The organism is Wenzhouxiangella sp. AB-CW3 (genome assembly GCF_014725735.1).
Classification (GTDB): domain Bacteria; phylum Pseudomonadota; class Gammaproteobacteria; order Xanthomonadales; family Wenzhouxiangellaceae; genus Wenzhouxiangella.
Genome location: NZ_CP061368.1, coordinates 2,469,298 through 2,487,520 on the forward strand (window position 1 = coordinate 2,469,298; position 18,223 = coordinate 2,487,520).

The 18,223-nt window shown below is 62.5% G+C and carries 17 protein-coding genes; 4 read left to right on the forward strand and 13 right to left on the reverse strand.

Annotated elements, in window-relative coordinates; all coding sequences use genetic code 11:
- Positions 1–21: 21 nt before the first annotated feature.
- The 4 genes from alaS to recA all read right to left on the reverse strand — a co-directional run bounded on the left by alaS (position 22) and on the right by recA (position 5,022).
- The gene (gene alaS, locus IC757_RS10780; RefSeq protein ID WP_190974319.1) at positions 22–2,658 is read right to left on the reverse strand and encodes an alanine--tRNA ligase; all 2,637 of its coding nucleotides are present in this window, start codon (positions 2,656–2,658) and stop codon (positions 22–24) included.
- Positions 2,659–2,744: 86 nt separating this feature from the next.
- Positions 2,745–3,347, reverse strand: a complete 603-nt coding sequence (locus IC757_RS10785) for a hypothetical protein (protein WP_190974320.1) — start codon at positions 3,345–3,347, stop codon at positions 2,745–2,747.
- 167 nt (positions 3,348–3,514) lie between these two features.
- Positions 3,515–3,964, reverse strand: a complete 450-nt coding sequence (locus tag IC757_RS10790) for a regulatory protein RecX (RefSeq protein WP_190974321.1) — start codon at positions 3,962–3,964, stop codon at positions 3,515–3,517.
- A gap of 14 nt (positions 3,965–3,978) precedes the next feature.
- A complete protein-coding gene (gene recA / locus IC757_RS10795) occupies positions 3,979–5,022 on the reverse strand; it encodes a recombinase RecA (protein ID WP_190974322.1) in 1,044 nt (347 codons plus the stop codon).
- 531 nt (positions 5,023–5,553) lie between these two features.
- On the opposite strand from recA, the gene IC757_RS10800 reads away from it, so the two are divergent.
- Positions 5,554–6,180 carry a hypothetical protein gene (locus IC757_RS10800; protein WP_190974323.1) on the forward strand — a complete coding sequence of 209 codons (627 nt, stop codon included), beginning with the start codon at positions 5,554–5,556 and terminating at the stop codon, positions 6,178–6,180.
- Here IC757_RS10800 and thpR read toward each other — a convergent pair.
- Genes thpR through IC757_RS10820 form a run of 4 tightly spaced genes read right to left on the reverse strand, consistent with a single transcriptional unit; the run spans position 6,157 to position 7,777 of the window.
- Entirely contained in the window at positions 6,157–6,699 is a 543-nt protein-coding gene (gene thpR / locus IC757_RS10805) for an RNA 2',3'-cyclic phosphodiesterase (protein WP_190974324.1), read from the reverse strand. The genes IC757_RS10800 and thpR overlap by 24 nt on opposite strands.
- Positions 6,696–6,926, reverse strand: coding sequence for a DUF4926 domain-containing protein (locus IC757_RS10810; RefSeq protein WP_190974325.1), 231 nt, complete (start codon positions 6,924–6,926; stop codon positions 6,696–6,698). The genes thpR and IC757_RS10810 overlap by 4 nt, the downstream gene beginning before the upstream one ends.
- Before the next feature lie 2 nt (positions 6,927–6,928).
- The gene (locus tag IC757_RS10815; protein WP_190974326.1) at positions 6,929–7,267 is read right to left on the reverse strand and encodes a DUF6883 domain-containing protein; all 339 of its coding nucleotides are present in this window, start codon (positions 7,265–7,267) and stop codon (positions 6,929–6,931) included.
- A 6-nt stretch (positions 7,268–7,273) separates the two neighbouring features.
- Entirely contained in the window at positions 7,274–7,777 is a 504-nt protein-coding gene (locus IC757_RS10820; RefSeq protein ID WP_223846096.1) for a CinA family protein, read from the reverse strand.
- Between the two features lie 48 nt (positions 7,778–7,825).
- Between IC757_RS10820 and mutS the strand changes: the two genes are divergently transcribed.
- Entirely contained in the window at positions 7,826–10,390 is a 2,565-nt protein-coding gene (mutS, locus tag IC757_RS10825; RefSeq protein WP_190974327.1) for a DNA mismatch repair protein MutS, read from the forward strand.
- Positions 10,391–10,477: 87 nt separating this feature from the next.
- On the opposite strand, the gene IC757_RS10830 is transcribed toward mutS, so the two are convergent.
- Positions 10,478–12,778 carry a serine/threonine-protein kinase gene (locus IC757_RS10830; protein ID WP_190974328.1) on the reverse strand — a complete coding sequence of 767 codons (2,301 nt, stop codon included), beginning with the start codon at positions 12,776–12,778 and terminating at the stop codon, positions 10,478–10,480.
- A gap of 289 nt (positions 12,779–13,067) precedes the next feature.
- On the opposite strand from IC757_RS10830, the gene IC757_RS10835 reads away from it, so the two are divergent.
- Positions 13,068–13,790 carry a DUF1499 domain-containing protein gene (locus IC757_RS10835; protein ID WP_190974329.1) on the forward strand — a complete coding sequence of 241 codons (723 nt, stop codon included), beginning with the start codon at positions 13,068–13,070 and terminating at the stop codon, positions 13,788–13,790.
- Between the two features lie 116 nt (positions 13,791–13,906).
- Here the strand turns inward: IC757_RS10835 and tsaE are convergent, their stop codons facing one another.
- The 4 genes from tsaE to IC757_RS10855 form a co-directional block, all read right to left on the reverse strand.
- Positions 13,907–14,353, reverse strand: a complete 447-nt coding sequence (gene tsaE / locus IC757_RS10840) for a tRNA (adenosine(37)-N6)-threonylcarbamoyltransferase complex ATPase subunit type 1 TsaE (RefSeq protein WP_223846097.1) — start codon at positions 14,351–14,353, stop codon at positions 13,907–13,909.
- Positions 14,350–15,816 (reverse strand): NAD(P)H-hydrate dehydratase, encoded by a 1,467-nt coding sequence (locus IC757_RS10845; protein ID WP_190974330.1) that lies wholly within the window; start codon positions 15,814–15,816, stop codon positions 14,350–14,352. Before IC757_RS10845 ends, tsaE begins: the two co-directional genes overlap by 4 nt.
- A gap of 75 nt (positions 15,817–15,891) precedes the next feature.
- Entirely contained in the window at positions 15,892–16,296 is a 405-nt protein-coding gene (locus IC757_RS10850) for a hypothetical protein (protein ID WP_190974331.1), read from the reverse strand.
- Positions 16,297–16,310: 14 nt separating this feature from the next.
- Positions 16,311–16,823, reverse strand: a complete 513-nt coding sequence (locus IC757_RS10855; protein ID WP_190974332.1) for a type VI secretion system tube protein Hcp — start codon at positions 16,821–16,823, stop codon at positions 16,311–16,313.
- A gap of 135 nt (positions 16,824–16,958) precedes the next feature.
- Here IC757_RS10855 and queG point away from each other — a divergent pair, with 135 nt between their 5' ends.
- Positions 16,959–18,083, forward strand: a complete 1,125-nt coding sequence (gene queG / locus IC757_RS10860; RefSeq protein WP_190974333.1) for a tRNA epoxyqueuosine(34) reductase QueG — start codon at positions 16,959–16,961, stop codon at positions 18,081–18,083.
- Positions 18,084–18,223: the final 140 nt, after the last annotated feature.

The window sequence follows — 18,223 nt, forward strand, 5'->3', positions numbered from 1 at the left end:
TTGGTCCGAACAGAATGATGCTCAGCCCAGGCGCTCAGACACCCAGCCTTCAACCGACTCCAGCGCCGACGGCAGTGCCGCGGCATCCTTGCCACCGGCCTGGGCAAAGTCCGGGCGACCGCCGCCCTTGCCGCCGACCTGGCCGGCGACATGATTGACCAGTTCGCCGGCCTTGATGCGATCGGTGAGATCCTTGGTGACACCCGCCACCAGGCGCACACCGCCCCCGGCCGCCGTGCCCAGCACAATGACCGCCGAACCCAGCTTGTTCTTGAGCTGATCGACCGTATCGCGCAGACCGTTGGGGTCGACACCTTCCAGGTTGGCGGCCAGCAACTTGACGCCGGCCACATCCACGGCCTGGGAAGCGAGGTCGGAGCCGGCCGCCGAGGCCAGCTTGCCCTTGAGGCGCTCGAGCTCTTTTTCCAGTTCGCGTGAGCGCTTCAGCAACTGTTCGACACGCTCTCCAAGCTGTTCCGGACTGGCCTTGAGCTGCCCGGCCACGTATCGCACCGACCGGTCCAGCCCCTGCAGCCAGTCCACCGCAACCCGGCCGGCCACGGCCTCAATGCGCCGCACCCCGGCGGAAATACCGGTTTCGGACACGATCTTGAACAGACCGATATCGCCGACGCGATCAACGTGTGTGCCGCCGCACAGTTCCATGGAAAAATCGCCAAAGCGCAGCACGCGCACCTCGTCGCCGTACTTCTCATCAAAGAATGCCAGCGCCCCGGCATCCATGGCCTCGTCGAACGTCATTTCCTTCGCTTCGGCCGCAGCATTGGCCTGGATCTGTTCGTTGACCAGGCGCTCGATGCTGGCCAGTTCCTCGTCGCTCAGCGGTGCATGGTGCGAGAAATCGAAGCGCAGGCGGTCGGGGGCAACCAGCGAACCTTTCTGCTGCACATGCTCGCCCAGTACCGCGCGCAAGGCCGAATGCAACAGGTGCGTGGCCGAGTGGTGACGCACGATATCGAGGCGGCGTTCGGCATCGATCGTTGCCGAAACCCGGGAACCGCGCTTCAGGTCGCCCGACGCCAGCTTGCCGAAATGCCCGTGGAATGCACCGGCCAGCTTGCGGGTATCAGACACCTCGAAGCGTACACCCTGCCCTTCGAGCAGGCCGGTATCGCCCACCTGCCCGCCAGACTCGGCATAGAACGGTGTGCGATCGAGAATGATCACACCTTCCTGGCCAGCCTCGAGCGCATCGACCGGCTGGCCATCAACCAGGATGGCGACCACCTCGGACGCATCGGTCTGGTGATACTGGTAACCAAGAAAATGGGTGGCACGCAGCTCGGCGATCAACTCGGCCGGAATGCCGTCGGAGGCACCAAACTTGCCGGCTGCACGAGCCCGCTCACGCTGCTCGTTCATGGCCGCCTCGAAGCCGGCCTCGTCGACGGTCAGTTCGCGTTCACGGGCAATATCCCGGGTCAAATCCACCGGAAAACCGTAGGTGTCGTAAAGCTTGAACGCGACATCACCGGCAATCTCCCTGCTGTCGAGGCCGGCAATGGCCGCTTCCAACAGCTTCATGCCCTGATCCAGCGTCTCACCAAAGCGTTTCTCCTCGCGCTCGAGCACCTCGGTGACATAGTCCTGCTTGTTGGCCAGTTCGGGATAGGCCTCGCCCATCACCTCGGCCAGCGGCGTGACCATCTTCGCGAAGAACAGGTCCTCGCAGCCCAGCTTGTAGCCGTGGCGGATGGCGCGGCGGATGATGCGCCGCAGCACGTAGCCGCGGCCCTCGTTGGACGGCAGCACGCCGTCAACGATCAGAAAGGCACAGGCGCGGATATGATCGGCGATCACCTTCAGCGAAGCCGAGTCGCGGTCTCTCGCGTCGGTGAACTTCGCGGCGGCATCAATCAGGTGTTCGAACAGGTCGATCTCGTAGTTCGAGTGCACGCCCTGCAGAATGGCGGCCAGGCGCTCCAGCCCCATGCCGGTATCCACGCAGGGCGCCGGCAGCGGGCTCATGGTGCCGTCGGCCGCGCGGTCGTACTGCATGAACACCAGGTTCCAGATTTCGATGTAGCGGTCGCCGTCTTCCTCGGGCGTGCCGGGCAGCCCACCGGGCACGTCCGGCCCGTGGTCGTAGAAGATTTCCGTGCACGGGCCGCAGGGGCCGGTCTCTCCCATGGCCCAGAAGTTGTCGCTTTCAAAGCGCTTGCCGGGTTTGTCGCCGATGCGCGAGAACCGCTCGGGGTCGACTCCGATCTGGTTCAACCAGATGTCGGCGGCCTCGTCATCCTCGGCGTAGACCGTTACCCACAGCTTCTCGGGCGGCAACTGGCAGGTGTCGGTCAGAAACTCCCAGGCGTACTCGATGGCTTCCTTCTTGAAGTAGTCGCCGAAGCTGAAGTTGCCCAGCATCTCGAAGAAGGTGTGATGCCGGGCGGTGTAGCCAACATTCTCCAGGTCGTTGTGCTTGCCGCCGGCGCGCACGCAGCGCTGCGAACTGGTCGCGCGCGTGTAGGAACGCTTCTCCGATCCCAGGAACACATCCTTGAACTGCACCATCCCGGCATTGGTGAACAGCAGGGTCGGATCGTTGGCCGGAATCAACGCACTGGACGGCACGACGCGATGATCGCGCGCGGAAAAATAATCGAGAAAAGCCTGGCGAATGTCAGCTGTGTTTTTCATCAAAAAGCCTGGAATGGGGCAAACTCAGAGTGAGACATATAGTTTAAGCCTCCCCGAGGCAAGGGAGAGCGGCTTTTCCATCCGCCCTATTCGTACCCCCAGGGCAACGACGGCGCCTCTATGGGGGTGGACAGGTCAAATGACAGCCTGACGGAGTGTCCGTACTTCGGCCAGTGAACGCCGTACTGGAAGGTCTCGTCATCGACAAAGTCCATGAACCAGAAGTTGTCGGCACGCTTGGGCAGAATCTCGGCGGTATGGGCATCGGCGGGAAAGATCTGGCGATGCGGCAGGCCAGGGGGCGGGGCGTCGCCGCCGTACTGGCTGATCTCCTCTTCGGTACCATCCGGGTAGCGATGATCGTGTTTCAGCCGGATGGTGCCGTCAACAACGGTCAGGATCCAGTTGCGGGAACGATTGTCGTCGACATGCAGGGCGACGTGAATGCGCTCATCGGAGCACGACACCCCGTGCGCGACCAGCTCGCGACCCACCAGGGCATTGCGGTAAAACTCGGTCACATCGTCGACCCGACCGGCAAAGGCCCGGTCACACAGCGATGCCAGCTGGTTCCAGAAAGCTTTCTGCTCGGGCTCGAGGTCATCGACCGTTCCTGAACCGGCCTGCACCGAACCGGCCAGCAGGCAGAACAGGAGTGAGAAAGCGTAGAGGCTAGTACAACGCGGCATCAGTGTTCTCCGGAGCAAGAAGTCAAACGGCAGTGTACGTCAGCAGCGAATGCGACGTTGCGCCGCATGCCGTGCAGACCGTGCGCGTGCGGGGGCCCCGGCTCTCCGCTGGCGCTACGGCCGGGACGACCTGTCTCGGTTGAGGCCGGAGAAAAACGGCAGGGTCGCTAATCCAGTAACTCCCGGATGTGCTCGTGGGCAAATCCTCGGCGGGCCAGAGCCTGCTGGCGCCGCGATTTGTCCTTGAGGTCATCGACCGGCTGCATGCCGTAACGGCGTTCATACCAGTCCGCCGCCAGGGCAAACCAGTCCACCGCCTCCTCTCGCAGCGCTCGCTCGGCCGCGCTGCGGTCGATGCCGCGCTCACCCAGTTCAGCACGGATTCGCACCGGCCCGTAGTGCTTCATTACCCGCGATCGCACGTAGCTTTCCGCGAAACGCTCATCGGACTGCAGATTTTCCTCCGCCAGCTCGCTCACCATCGACTGCACGTCAGATTCCGGCCAGCCACGCCGGCCCAGCTTATGCACCAGCTCGACAAACGAATGTTCGCGCCGCGCCAGCAGGCGCAGCGCGGCCTCGCGGAGTTCAGCGCGCTTGATCGGGCCTTCGGTCACGATTCAGCCAGTAATCACCCGGCCTGTGACTGGGCTTCCTCGTCAGCGGCTTCCGCCGCGCCAGTGGTCTTGGGCAGCAGTTTTTCGCGCACCTGGCGTTCGATGTCGGCGGCCATTTCCGGATTGTCCTTGAGGAACTGGCGCACGTTGTCCTTGCCCTGGCCGATGCGATCGTCGCCGTAGCTGTACCAGGCGCCCGACTTCTTGACCAGGCCGTGTTCCACGCCCAGCTCGATCAATTCGCCCTCGCGCGAGATGCCTTCGCCATAGAGAATCTCGAAGACTGCCTGCTTGAACGGTGGCGCCATCTTGTTCTTGACCACTTTCACGCGGGTCTCGTTGCCCACCGCCTCGTCGCCGCGCTTGATCGCGCCGATGCGACGAATGTCCAGGCGCACCGAGGAGTAAAACTTGAGGGCGTTTCCGCCGGTGGTGGTCTCGGGCGAGCCGAACATCACGCCGATCTTCATGCGAATCTGGTTGATGAAGATCACCATGCAGTTGGTGCGCTTGATGTTGGCGGTCAGCTTTCTCAGCGCCTGGCTCATCAGGCGGGCCTGCAAGCCGACATGGGAATCGCCCATCTCGCCCTCGATCTCGGCCTTGGGCGTGAGAGCGGCGACCGAGTCGACCACGACGATGTCGACCGCGCCGGAGCGCACCAGCATGTCGGTGATTTCCAGCGCCTGCTCGCCGGTATCGGGCTGCGAGACCAGCAGGTCGTCAACATTCACGCCCAGTTTCTCGGCGTAACTCGGGTCCAGGGCGTGCTCGGCATCGACGAATGCCGCCGTGCCGCCGACCTTCTGCGCCTCAGCCACGGCGTGCAGGGTTAACGTGGTCTTGCCCGACGACTCCGGGCCGTAAATCTCGATCACGCGCCCGCGCGGAAGACCACCCACGCCCAGCGCCACGTCCAGCGCCAGCGACCCGGTCGACACCACCGGCACGTCCTTGCGCCCGGCATCATCGCCCATGCGCATGATCGCGCCCTTGCCATACTGCTTCTCAATCTGGCCGAGCGCGGCGGCCAGTGCTCTTTTGCGATTGTCGTCCACTGTCTCTTACCTCTCAAAATTGATTCTGTTTGCCGGTGCCGCGATCGGTTGCGATTATCTCATAGGGCCTGTGCTCGCCAAGCCATCGAAACCCGATCACGGCGAATTCTTACGTGAAGGCGCGCGAATCTCTGATTCGCTTGCGGGGAGAGGGGGAGAGGACGAGAGGGGCAGCTCCCATCTGAGACTTCCGACCTCCAACATCCACCTGTCCCTTTCACCTTTCACCTTTCACCTTTCACCTTTCACCTTTCACCTTTCACCTTTCACCTTTCACCTTTCACCTTTCACCTTTCACCTTTCACCTTTCACCTTTCACCTTTCACCTTTCACCTTTCACCTTTCACCTTTCACCTACTCACCCTACAGACCACTTTCTCAAAACCTGATAAAGGCATTCAGAAAGCGACTCTCCCGGGGTGACCTGATAAGAATCACCACAGAGGGCCAATCTACCGTCTTACAGAGACGGGACGGGAGCAGGCTAATCGTTTAGTATTCCACATCGCACCCAATCGTGGAGACCCCTGCATGACCCGTCAAGCGGAAGACCGGAAGCTTCCTGTGCTCGGCCTGATTGCCTCTACCATACTGGTTCTGGTCGGCTGCAGCGCAGATGTCAGCCACGATCCGGGACTGATCGCTGTTCCCGGGTTTTCCGGCGACGACGGTCGACTGCAACGGCCATGGAGCTTTGTCCATCACGCCACCCTGGGCTCCTATGATCTCCGGATCGACGGCGATGTGTTGTCCATAGAGCGGACCGGACCCGAGCCATCCTCCACTTTGGCCCAGTCGCTGCCAAGGGAAGTCCTCGACAAGGCTGCCGGACGTACACTGATCTTCGCGGCCGACCTGAAGGCCAGACTGGAAGAGGACACTTGGGGACCTCCCCTCTCGCCCACCGGAATGGTAGTCCGCATCCAGTCACCCCCAGCCGGCGGCTCGTCCCATATGGACGCGCGCCTTGGTGGTATGGGACGTCAGCAAACCGAACGGCTCGACCTGTCTTCGTCCATACAGATGGAGGAATGGCAGCGCTATGAGCTAGAGTTCGATGTACCCGAAGATGTGGAACAATTGACTGTCTCCTTCGCTATGACTGCGGGAGGCACCCTGGAGATTCGCAACCCCTCACTGACTGTCGTTGATCGCTGACCCTTTCAAGGGCCAGCTCTTCAGCTTCTCGTAAGGGTGACCCGCTTTCGACTCGACCAGGGCAAACTCGCTCACCGGCCAGTCCAGCGGCTCAAAATCCGGGCAGGGCGGTCGCCGTCGCACCTGACGAAACAACGTGACATGGGGTCGAAATGGACGGTCATCGAACACCAGATCCAGCGTACTCATGGCCGATTTCAAATCATCAACGAGCGTGCTTAGCGGTGTGGGCGCATCACCGCCCAACCAGGCCACGCGCGGCCGTGGAAACCAGCCGATTCGGTCCAGTCGCAGCTTGCAGCCCGCGGCCGTGACGTCACCAGCCGCCTCCTTGATGGCGGCAACCCGGTCGGCCGGCTGGTTCCCCAGAAACAGCAGCGTCAGATGCAGGTTGTGATCCGGCACCCGGCGCCGACTGACTTGCCCCAGGCACTCCCGCCGCGCCACGATCCCGGCACGAACCTCCTCGTCCGGCCAGAGAGCGAAAAACAGGCGGGAAAAGTCGTGGGACTGACTCAAGCTGCGTTCATTTGCCTAACAGACAGGATCTCCCCGGGCCCCATGGCGTGGATCTGATGCCCACTCAGAGTCAGGAGCGCAAGCGTCTTCCCCGCGCCGGTCACGAACTCCACGTCAAACCGGTTCCCCGGATAGATCTCCACAACCGCACCCACATCTCCCGACTTCAACCCTTTGTCGGGAAGGTCCTCGGAAAGCACGACCGTATCAAGCAGTTCGAATGACATGGCTAATCCTCCGGGTAAGCCGTAACCAATCGGGCAAAGTCTTCGCCCTTGGGCACCAGCCAGATTGTGACGACATCTGCAGACCGCTGATCCGGGCCGGTCAATACGGAACAGACTTCAAACTTCCTGCCGAATTCCGTTTCGGTCACTCTACGTGCCTGCGCGTCGGCGTGCTCCAGCAAGTCCGACTGCAGCCGATGCCAGTTCTCCTGATCATACCCCAGCGCCCCGAAAAACTGGGCCTTGTGCCGCCCGACCGCGTGTTCGGGTGACAGTAGACAAGATCGGACCTTGCGTTCATCGACAACTGCCTGTTCTGGATTGGGAATGAATCCTGGCATGCGAGTTCAACCGGTCAAACGCCGCAACAACCCGTCGAAGGCAACAGCAACGGTGGCGCGGCGAACTTCGTCGCGATCGCCCGGAAGCAGATGGGCCTCCGTCTCGACCACGTCGTCCGGCAGCGCCCAGCCGAAGCACACCGTGCCGACCGGCTTGTCGGGCGTACCGCCGTCTGGCCCGGCAATGCCCGAGGTTGCCACGGCGATGTCGGCCCGGCTGTGCTCAACCGCCCCGCGCGCCATGGCCGCGGCCACTACCTCACTGACCGCACCAAAACGGTGAATATCGGAAGCCCCGACCCCCAACAGCTCCTGTTTGGCCTCATCGGAATAGGTCACCAACCCGCGCTCGAACCATTCGGAGCTGCCGGGAAAATCGGTACACAGCTTGGCGATCCAGCCACCGGTGCAGGACTCCGCCGTCGCCAGCACGCGCCCATGAGCCTTGAACTCGGCAGCCACTGCCGCTGCCAACATGGCCAGTGCTTCGTCATCGTGTCGGATTGTCATGGCCCCTATAATGCCCGGTTTGAATCAAGGTTTCAGTTTTCGACCAAGATGTCCGAAGCCAGCCCCCAACACACGCCCCTGATGCGCCAGTACCTCCGGATCAAGGCGGACTATCCGGACATTCTGCTGTTCTTTCGCATGGGCGATTTCTACGAGCTGTTCTATGAGGACGCGAAGCGGGCCGCGGCGCTGCTCGACATCACGCTGACCCATCGCGGCAAGTCGGCGGGTGAACCGATTCCCATGGCCGGGGTGCCCTACCACAGCGTCGACGGCTACCTCGCCCGCCTGCTGAAGAAGGGTGAATCAGTCGCCATCTGCGAGCAGATCGGCGATCCCGACACCGCCAAGGGTCCGGTCGAACGCAAGGTGGTGCGCATCGTCACCCCCGGCACGGTCACCGAGGAAGCCTTGCTGGAAGAACGCAGCGAGCGGCTGCTGGCGGCCATCGCACCGGCCAAGAGCGGCTACGGTCTGGCCTGGCTGGACCTGGCCGGTGGGCGGCTTCGCTGTTGCAATGCCGCGGGGCTGGCGGAACTGGCCGCCGAACTGGAACGCCTGCGCCCGGCCGAACTACTGGTGCCCGATGGCGCCGATATTCCGCTGCGCGCCGAGCTGGCCGCCACGCGCGAGCACCCGCCCTGGTCCTTCGATGCCGAATCGGCCGAACGCGAATTGTGCAAGCAGTTCCGGGTGCAAGACCTTTCCGGTTTCGGCATTCACGAACGCGGCGCCCAGGTGGGTGCCGCCGGCGCCCTGGTCGCCTACGCCCGCGACATGCTCTCCGGCGAATTGCCCCACCTGACCGGCATGCGCCAGGTCTCGGCCGCCGAACACCTGGTACTCGACGCCGCGACCCGCCGCCACCTGGAAATCGACACTCACCCGGAAGGGCGCACCGAACACACGCTGGTTGGCCTGATGGACACGTCCGCCACGCCCATGGGCAGCCGCAAGCTCAGGCGCTGGATCACCCATCCGCTCAGGGACCGCGAGCAGCTGGGCCTGCGCCACGCTGGCGTCGACGCACTGATCGACACCGCCACGCACGTGAGCTTGCGCGAACATCTCAACGGTCTGGGCGATCTGGAACGGGTGCTCACCCGCATCGCGCTGAAAACCGCCCGTCCGCGCGATCTGGCCACCCTGCGCGAGGGCCTGGCCCGCCTGCCCGACCTGCAGACTGCGCTGGAAGCGGTCAGCAGTCCGTTGATCAACGAGTTGCGCGATGATCTCGCGCCCTGCCCCGATCTCACCGAACTGCTGGATTCGGCCATCGTCGAGCAGCCGCCCATGGTCATCCGCGACGGCGGGGTGATTGCCGAAGGCTACGATGTGGAGCTCGACGAGCTGCGTTCGCTAAGCCAGAACGCCGGCGACTTCCTGGTGCGCTACGAGGAACAGGAACGCGAACGCACCGGCATCCAGACGTTGAAAGTCGGCTTCAACCGGGTGCATGGCTACTACATCGAGATCGGCAAGGTCCATGCCGACAAGGCACCGACCGAGTATTCGCGCCGCCAGACCCTGAAGAACGCCGAACGCTACATCACCGAGGAACTGAAAACCTTCGAGGACAAGGTGCTCTCGGCGCGCGAAAGGGCCCTGGCGCGCGAAAAGGCACTCTACGAACAACTCGTCGAGCGACTGTCTGGCGAACACGGCCGCCTGGCCATCGTGGCAGCGGGCCTGGCGACCCTGGATGTACTCACCACCTTTGCCGAGCGTGCCGAAACCCTGTCAATGACCACACCCGCCATCGACAGCGAACCGGGGCTGGACATTGTCGAGGGCCGTCATCCGGTGGTCGAACGGGTGCAGGACAGCGCCTTCGTGCCCAACGACTGCCGACTCGACCCGGAACGGCGCATGCTGGTCATTACCGGACCCAACATGGGCGGCAAGTCCACCTACATGCGCCAGGCCGCATTGATCACCATCCTGGCCCACGCGGGATCTTTCGTGCCGGCAAAATCGGCCCGTATCGGCCCCATTGACCGCATCTTCTCGCGCATCGGCGCCGGCGACGATCTCACCCGTGGCCGATCCACTTTCATGGTCGAAATGGTCGAAACGGCCAATATCCTCCACAACGCCACCGAACAGTCGCTGGTGCTGATGGACGAAATCGGCCGCGGCACCTCGACCTTCGACGGCCTGGCCCTGGCCTGGGCCGTGGCCACCGAGCTGGCACTGAACGTGCGCGCCTTCAGCCTGTTCGCCACCCATTACTTCGAACTGACCCGCTTGGCCGAAGATCACGACGGCATCGCCAACGTGCACCTGGACGCGCGCGAACACGGCGACGAGATCGTCTTCCTGCACTCTGTCAGAGAGGGCCCGGCCAGCCAGTCCTACGGCATCCAGGTCGCCCGCCTGGCCGGCGTACCCAAGCCGGTCATCGCCCAAGCGAGAAAACACCTGAACCGCCTGGAAAACGAGGCCACAGCGGCAACCAGCCCACAAATGGGCCTGTTCGGCGCCCCGGCCGCAACGGCTCAAGAAACCGCAACCGAACCCGACCCGGTCCGCGACATGCTCGAAGACATCGACCCGGATGACCTCAGCCCGCGTGAGGCATTGGACTGGCTGTATCGACTCAAGAAGATCTGAAGAGTGACGTTCCCCTGGTTTGTCCTCCCGCTCCCCGGTTTGAACCGGCCGGGTCAGTAAATTGGGAGTTCGCCTGGTCTTGACCAGTTAGAGGTGGTCGAGGCCCTCAAGCGACCTGCGGGCTTCCTGCGTCTGTGGATGATTCTCCCCCAGCACCCGCCGGTATCCAGCGAGGGCCTCTGCGAGATTGACCTCGGCTTCCTGGCTGTTGCCCGCCCCCGCCTGGAACTGACCCAGACGACGCAAGGTGTGCAAGGTCTCGGGGTGGCGCTCCCCCAGGCTCTGGCGTTCGATTTCCAGCACCCTCCGAAAATAGGTCTCGGCCTGATCGGGGCGGTCCCGCTCGATCATTAGTCGGGCCAGCTGCCGCAGCGTGTTGCGCGACCGATGATGGGCCTGGCCATGCAACTCCAGCATGATATCCAGTGCGCGCCGCAGCATGGTTTCCGACTCCTCGTACTGACCCAGTTCGCGGTAAAGCGCTCCAAGACCCGTCATGGTAAATGCAGTGTCACCATCCCGCTCCCCCAGGGCTTCAAGCCGTCCCTCCAGCGCGCGTTCATAATATTCTTGGGTTGCCTCCAGATCACCGAGACGGAAGTAAACCGATCCCATGCTGTTGATGGTTCTCAGGGTGGATCGATGCAGCTCCCCCTTGGTCGGCAACTGCAGCTCAAGGCGCTCTTCGAGGACTTCCAGGCTTGCTTCATATTCACCGGTAACGGCCTGCAAATGCACCAGCTCCATCATCGAGTCCATGGTATCCGGATGGGCCGGACCCAATTCCCGGCGGCGAATCCGCAATGCGGTCTGTTGCGGTTCGATGGACTCGTGTACCAGCCCGATGTTGCGAAGCGTAGTCGCCAGGGTCTGCAGCAGGTGAGCCTGCACCACCGGTTGAGCGGCAAACTGCTCTTCGATGGCCTGACGCGTCTGGTCGAAAATCGCCTGGTCAAGCGTTTCCAGTGCAAAATCAGTGAAATTGATCGTGGACAGCAGCCCATCGAGTTGCTCCGGCCAGTTGTCGGCTACTCCTCCCGGGTCTGACGACAGGTACTCGTTTTCGACGAGACCAGCCCGCAACCTGGATTGCATCTCCGCGCCCATCATTTCGGCATCGATGCCAGCGAGCTGGGCTTCCTGGAAGCCCACGACCTCAGCCAGCTCCAGGGCATGACGCTCTGCACGGTCTCGTTCCATCCCCGCCTGCTGATACATCACCGAGGTCGCAACCAGTCCGATGGCAAGAGCAGCACCCGTGGCAATGGCACCGCCGAGAAGCACCGGATTTCTGCGAACGAACTGCTCGACGCGATATTTCCGCTCATGAGAGAGGGCCGAGACGGGTTGATGCCTGGCAAAAGCCTGCAGATCACCCAGCAGTTCCGCGGCCGAACGGTATCGATGCTGCTGCTGATCGGCGCAGGCTTTTTCGATCATGGCCGCGAGCTCCCGGCTTCTGCCATGGCCAGCGGCAGCAATCATGCTGTGAACGGAACATCGGGCCCTGGTATAGCTCTGGCCGGTCAACAACCAGAACAGGAGAGCGCCCAGCGCCCAGATATCGCTACCTGGCGTGGCCTCATCCCCCTCAAGCTGCTCGGGCGCGGCAAACGCCGGAGTCAGCGCCCGAACCTCCTGAAAATCCGTCGCATCGGATCCCACAAGCCGCGCCACGCCGAAATCCATCAACTTGACGCCACCGTCGCTTCGCACCCGCACATTGGCCGGCTTGATGTCGCCGTGCACAATCAGCCGTTGATGGGCGTGGGCAGTCGCCTCAACCAGGGTTTCGAACAGGCCCAGCCGATCGGACAGCGAACGTTCGCTCTCCTCCAGCCAGTCTTCCAGGTCCAGGCCATCAATCCACTCCATGACCAGAAAAGGGCCGGCACGATCATTCAGGCCGGCATCCACCAATCGGGTGATGGCAGGGTGATCCAGCTTTGCCAGCAGCCGGCATTCCCTCCTCAGCAGGTCGGCCAGTCCACGCTTGCGGCGCGCGATCAGCTTGACGGCCACCGCCATCTCGAAGGCCCCGTCAGCCCGCTCGCCCCGATACACCATTCCCATGCCACCCTGGCCAACCGCCTCGACAATACGCCAGGGGCCAATTTCGGTTCCCGGTGGAAGGTCGGTTTGCCGGGCGCTACTCGTGCGCTCGCGCGCCGCGTCGTCGGCCAGATGTCGGACCGAATCCTGCAGCACAGTGACGGTATGACTGCGATCGACAAGCTGCTCAAGCCAGTGACTCAGGCGCGGAAAGCGGACCCGGCACCGTTCCAGAAACCCACGCCGCTCACTGTCATCCAGCTCCAGGTACTGCACGAGAAGCCGATCAACCGCGCTTCGTCGAAGTGGCGTGAGAATCCTGGAGTACTGGCCCATGGCATGCTGCCTGCAACCCGTGGCCCGGTTGCGATCCCTGCAAAACGAACTCCAAGGGTAGCACTGCTCTTCAACTCTGTTCCAATACCCGCCGTGTTGATTCGTTTTACTTCGGCCTGACAGGACGAAAGTCGATCCGACGAAGCTGCGCGGGTAGTATGGACCCGACCGGGCCATCAATGGATAATGCCCATACAGTGCCTATCATGCAAATCGAAACGACCCGGACTACCCAAGTGGCCAGACTGACAGGCGAAAGCGGATTGCCGATCACCCGAGGATACTTGTCATGAGAAAGTTGATCACAGCCATTCCAGCACTGGCCCTCATCGCAGCGCTAATGCTGCTGATCGCCGGTCCCGGCACGCGGCTGGGGCTGTGGGAGTTCGGCTTCGGCTTTACGCTGATGCGCTGGGCGCTGTATCTCGGCGTTGCCGCGGCCGTGCTGGCCATCGCGCTGCTGATCATCCCGAAAACCCGGCGCGGCAATCTGGGCGGTCTCGCGGCGGCCATCGTCATCGGTCTGGGCACGGCAGCCGTACCCTACCTGTGGGTGCAGCAGGCCCAGTCAGTGCCCCGCATTCACGACATCACCACCGACACCGTCGACCCGCCACCATTCGTGGCCATAGCCCCGCTGCGCGAGGATGCGCCCAACCCACTCGAGTATCCCGGCGAAGAAACCGCCGAGCAGCAGCGTGAGGCCTATCCCGACATAGTGACTTTTCGCACCCACGTCTATCCGGCGATCATGTTCGACCATGCCGTTGCCGTGGTCGAGCAGAAGGGCTGGGCGCTGGTCGACGCCAACCAGGACGAAGGCCGCATCGAAGCGACCGACACCACCTTCTGGTTCGGTTTCAAGGATGACGTGGTCATTCGGGTTCGCGCCCACAACAATGGCAGCGAAGTCGACGTGCGGTCGAAGTCGCGCGTGGGCATGAGCGATGTCGGTGCCAATGCAGCCCGAATCCGCGGCTTTCTGGATTCGCTGGAAGAACGGCTGCACTGACCTTACAAACCCGCAAAGCCCAGACGAATCCAGTCCGGATGACTCACTGAGGGTCTTGCTACGCGTCGAACCGAAGTGAGTCATCCGGACTGGATTCGCACTCGAAGCCCCCAATCTCAGGCCGAACCACGCTCCGGCTGCGCAATCAACCTGACCAATCGTGACTGGTCGGATCGATCGCCAATTTCGATCACCCAGTCGGCGTCCGGCAACCAGCCCTTGCCCTTTTCGGCCCATTCGACCAGCATCAAGCTGGTGTCTGTGAGCAGATCCTCGAGCCCCAGGTAGAGAATCTCCTCGCCATGACCGAGGCGGTAAAGATCGAGGTGATGGACCTCGAACCCGTCGATGTCGTAACTCTCGATCAACCCGAAAGTCGGGCTCTTGACCCGGCCCTGAAAACCGAATGCACGCAGCAACCCGCGCACCAGCGTGGTCTTGCCCACACCGAGATCACCGGTGAGATAGACTACGCCGCCATTGGCGAAAACCGGACGCAAGGTCTCGCCCAGCGCCATCATCTCGGCCTCGGTGGCTGGCTGGTACTGACTGGCTTCCGTCATGCCGGCAGCACTCGGTGCAGTGCGCCGATCAGGTCACTGGCCAGGATCTGGCGACGTCCCGACGCGGCACGGTCACCAGCCAGGGCATGCAAAAGCACCCCGCAACAAGCTGCATCGAAATCATCCAGGCCTTGCCCGCGCAGACTGGCGATCATTCCGGTCAATGCATCGCCCATGCCGGCGCTGGCCATGGCAGGATTGCCGAACGGGCAAACGGCCACGTTACCGGTCGGTTCGGCGATCAGGGTGCCGTGGCCTTTCAGTACGACTGTTGCGCCAAACCGCTGTGCCAGTTCACGCACCGCGGCAAAGCGGTCAGCCTGGACATCCGAGACCTCGACCCCGAGCAGACACGCCGCCTCACCCGGGTGCGGGGTCAGAATCCAGTTGCCGCGTTCAATAGGCGAATCACCCAGCAGGTTGAGTCCATCGGCATCAAGCACCAGCGGCTTGTCACTTTTCAGGAGTCGCCGCCAGATGACCCCGGCCCAGTCATTACGACCCAGCCCCGGTCCCAGCGCTAGCACATCGGCACCATCAAGCAGAGGATCCAGATTACTCAGCTCCTCCACACCATGCCCCATGATCTCGGGCTGCAGGGTAGCGGCCAGCGTGGCATGCGCGGCGCGGGTCGCGACATGCACCAGGCCGCTGCCGGTGCGGAGTGCCGCCTGCGCGGCCAGCACCGGGGCACCGGCCATTCCCGCGTTGCCGCCGGCGATCAGCACGGTGCCCAGCATGCCCTTGTGCGTGTCAGGTGTACGTGGCGGCAACCATTGTTTGATCTGCGACGGGGCGAGCAATTCCGCATCCGGCTGAACCGAGTCGTAGATCACCCTCGGCACATCCAGGTCATCGAATACCCGCTCACCGCACCAGCGCCCCGCCTGCCCGGTGTAGAGACCGCGCTTGCGGCCGATAAAGCTGACCGTCACATCGGCCCGAACACTGATTCCCTGTGGCATGCCGGTATCGGCGCTCAAGCCGGAAGGCACATCGATGGCCAGCACCGGGTGGCCGGAATCGTTGATATGTTCAATCAAGCGCGCAAAGTCATCGCGCACCGGCCGATCCAGCCCGGTCCCCAGCAGGGCATCGACGACCACGTCGCCGCGCAGTCGCTCGTCGGCCGGCTCGATCTTGCCGCCGTATTGTTGCCAGTCGCGGGCGGCGCGGGCTGCATCTCCGGACAGCTCTTCGGGCGACTTCAGCGCGATCAGTTGCACACCCAGCCCGGCCTCGCGCGCCAAACGGGCCACCACGTAGCCGTCACCGCCGTTGTTGCCGCCGCCACAACACACGGTAATCGCGCGAGCCTCCGGCCAGCGTGCCATCAGGGTGGCGAAGGCGCGCGCACCGGCGCGGTTCATCAATTCGTAACCATCGATCCCTTGCCCTTCGATGGCCAGCCGGTCGAGTTCGGTCACCTGGGCGGGCCGGTACAGATTCTGGGATAGTTTCATGAACCTGATTATAGGGCGCGAAAGACCCTGAAGAATGGCTCTATCTTGTGCCCGACCCGCCTGGAAAATCTCGAATCAGGGTACGACCTGCTCGAATCGATCCTGAAACACTTCCGGCGGCAGATCCTCAATGGTCGGACTGGACGCCATCATGACCTCGCAGGATCCCGGCTCACAGTACTGGCCGGTGTTCAGGTCAACCACCTGGACGTCGCCCTCGGCAGTGGCCAGCAGCCCTCGTTGCGGTTCGGCCAGCTGCTCCAGCTCTCGGCATTGCCCGCTTTCCAACGAGTAGACCGATCTGCCCGAGCCTGCGCTATTGGCGCAGGCCCGAACGACCTGCTCGTGATTGAACCATTGTCCATCGGGGAGGAGGTAACCCGGCGGGGATGTGGGGTCAGACAGTGCCTCCTCGTCGACCACGATGTGAAGAGCGTCAGCACTTGCGGTTGCCGAAATCCCCAAAACCACAGCCAGCATACTGATCCCCTTTCTTAGCATTGGTGCTGCCGACGAAAATCCCAGCAGTGTCGTCGCACAAGTCCGTCATCGTCGAAATGCTTCCAGGTAACCTCGTCATTCGACTTGATCCGCAGGGCCTCCATCGGCTTGCCGTCGGCCTTCCACTCCTTGCGATGCCTGACGAAACTGTTCTCGAGCTCGACCTGCCACTCGAGCTGGGTTTCATCTTCGTCAGAGTAGACTTTGATTAGAAGCTCAGGGCAGTGTTCACTCGCCGTCAGGTGCTGAATGATTTCCGGCGACCACTGATCCACTTTCCGGACAACCCGCATCCCCTCGAACTCTGCCCCACCATCTTCCGGCCGCTCGACTTCGTGATGCATAGTTTGCAGGGGCAGAAGGTCCTCAGACTCACCCAAACAATCGGCTTTCATATAAGCTGGGCTGGATGCGATAGCGGAGCCAGTCAGCAGCAGCCCGAGCAGACCGGCCGCGGTGACAGTCATCGCAACCGGCGTCGACCTCAAAAGCTGAATCTCTTTCATCACGCATGATATTTGGTTTTTGGATTACGGCGAGAATAGCAAGGAAAAACCTTAATAATCAACCAAGAACCGGATATCGCCACGGTGCTGTCTTACCGCCTGGTCCATTCCGGCGACCCGATATAATACACACCAATGAGTCATGTTCAGGATGACAGGCAAAGCGGGGGCTCGCCAGAGAAACTCGCCCGCTCGATTCGCCAGTGGGGGCGAGAGCTTGGGTTCTCTGCAGTTGGTTTTGCCGATATCGACCTGGCCGATTATGAGGCCCGCCTGGACGACTGGCTGGCAAAAGGCTTCCAGGGCGAGATGGACTGGATGGCCGCCCATGGCCGCAAGCGCAGCCGGCCGGATCAACTGCACCCCGGCACGCGCTCGGTCATCGTCACGCGCATGGACTACCTGCCCGAAGCGGCCACACCGACACTGGAACTGGCCGAACAGGCCGACCGCGCCAACATCTCGCGCTACGCGGTCGGGCGTGACTATCACAAGGTCATCCGCAAGCGGCTGGTCAAACTGGCCCGGCGCATCGAGCAGGAAATCGGGCCGTTCAACCACCGCGTATTCACCGATTCGGCCCCGGTGATGGAAAAGGCGCTGGCCGAGAAGGCCGGGCTGGGCTGGATCGGCAAGCACACCCTGCTTTTGAACCGTCACGAGGGTTCCTGGTTCTTTCTTGGCGAGATCTTCACCGATCTGAACCTGCCGCCGGACCCGCCGGTACGGGATCACTGCGGCTCCTGCCGGCGCTGCATCGACATCTGCCCCACCGATGCAATCGTCGCTCCCTACCAGCTCGACGCCCGCCGCTGCATTTCCTACCTGACCATCGAACTCAAGAGCGCCATTCCCGAGGAGTTTCGCAAGGCAATCGGCAACCGCGTGTTCGGCTGCGACGACTGCCAGGCCGTGTGCCCGTGGAACCGCTACGCACGATTCACCGGCGAAGACGACTTCTCGCCTCGCCGCGACCTCGACGCCGGCGACCTGATCGAACTGTTCGCCTGGGACGAAGCCACCTTCCTGTCGCGCACCGAAGGCACCGCCATCCGCCGCACCGGCTACGAATGCTGGCTCAGAAACCTCGCCGTCGCCCTGGGCAACGCCCCCACCACCCCCCAGGTCATCGCCGCCCTGAAATCCCGCAAGAACCACCCCTCCCCCCTGGTCCAGGAACACGTAACCTGGGCCCTAAACCAACACCAACACCAACACCAACACCAACACCAACACCAACACCTAACACCTAACACCTAACACCTAACACCCAACACCACCCCCTCCAAAGCCCCCCAACCTCCACGCCCCACCTCACCCCACCAACGCCCGCCCTTCACACTTCACACTTCAAACTTCGCACTCCAAAGACCCCCCCTGCCCCTCCACTCCCACCATTG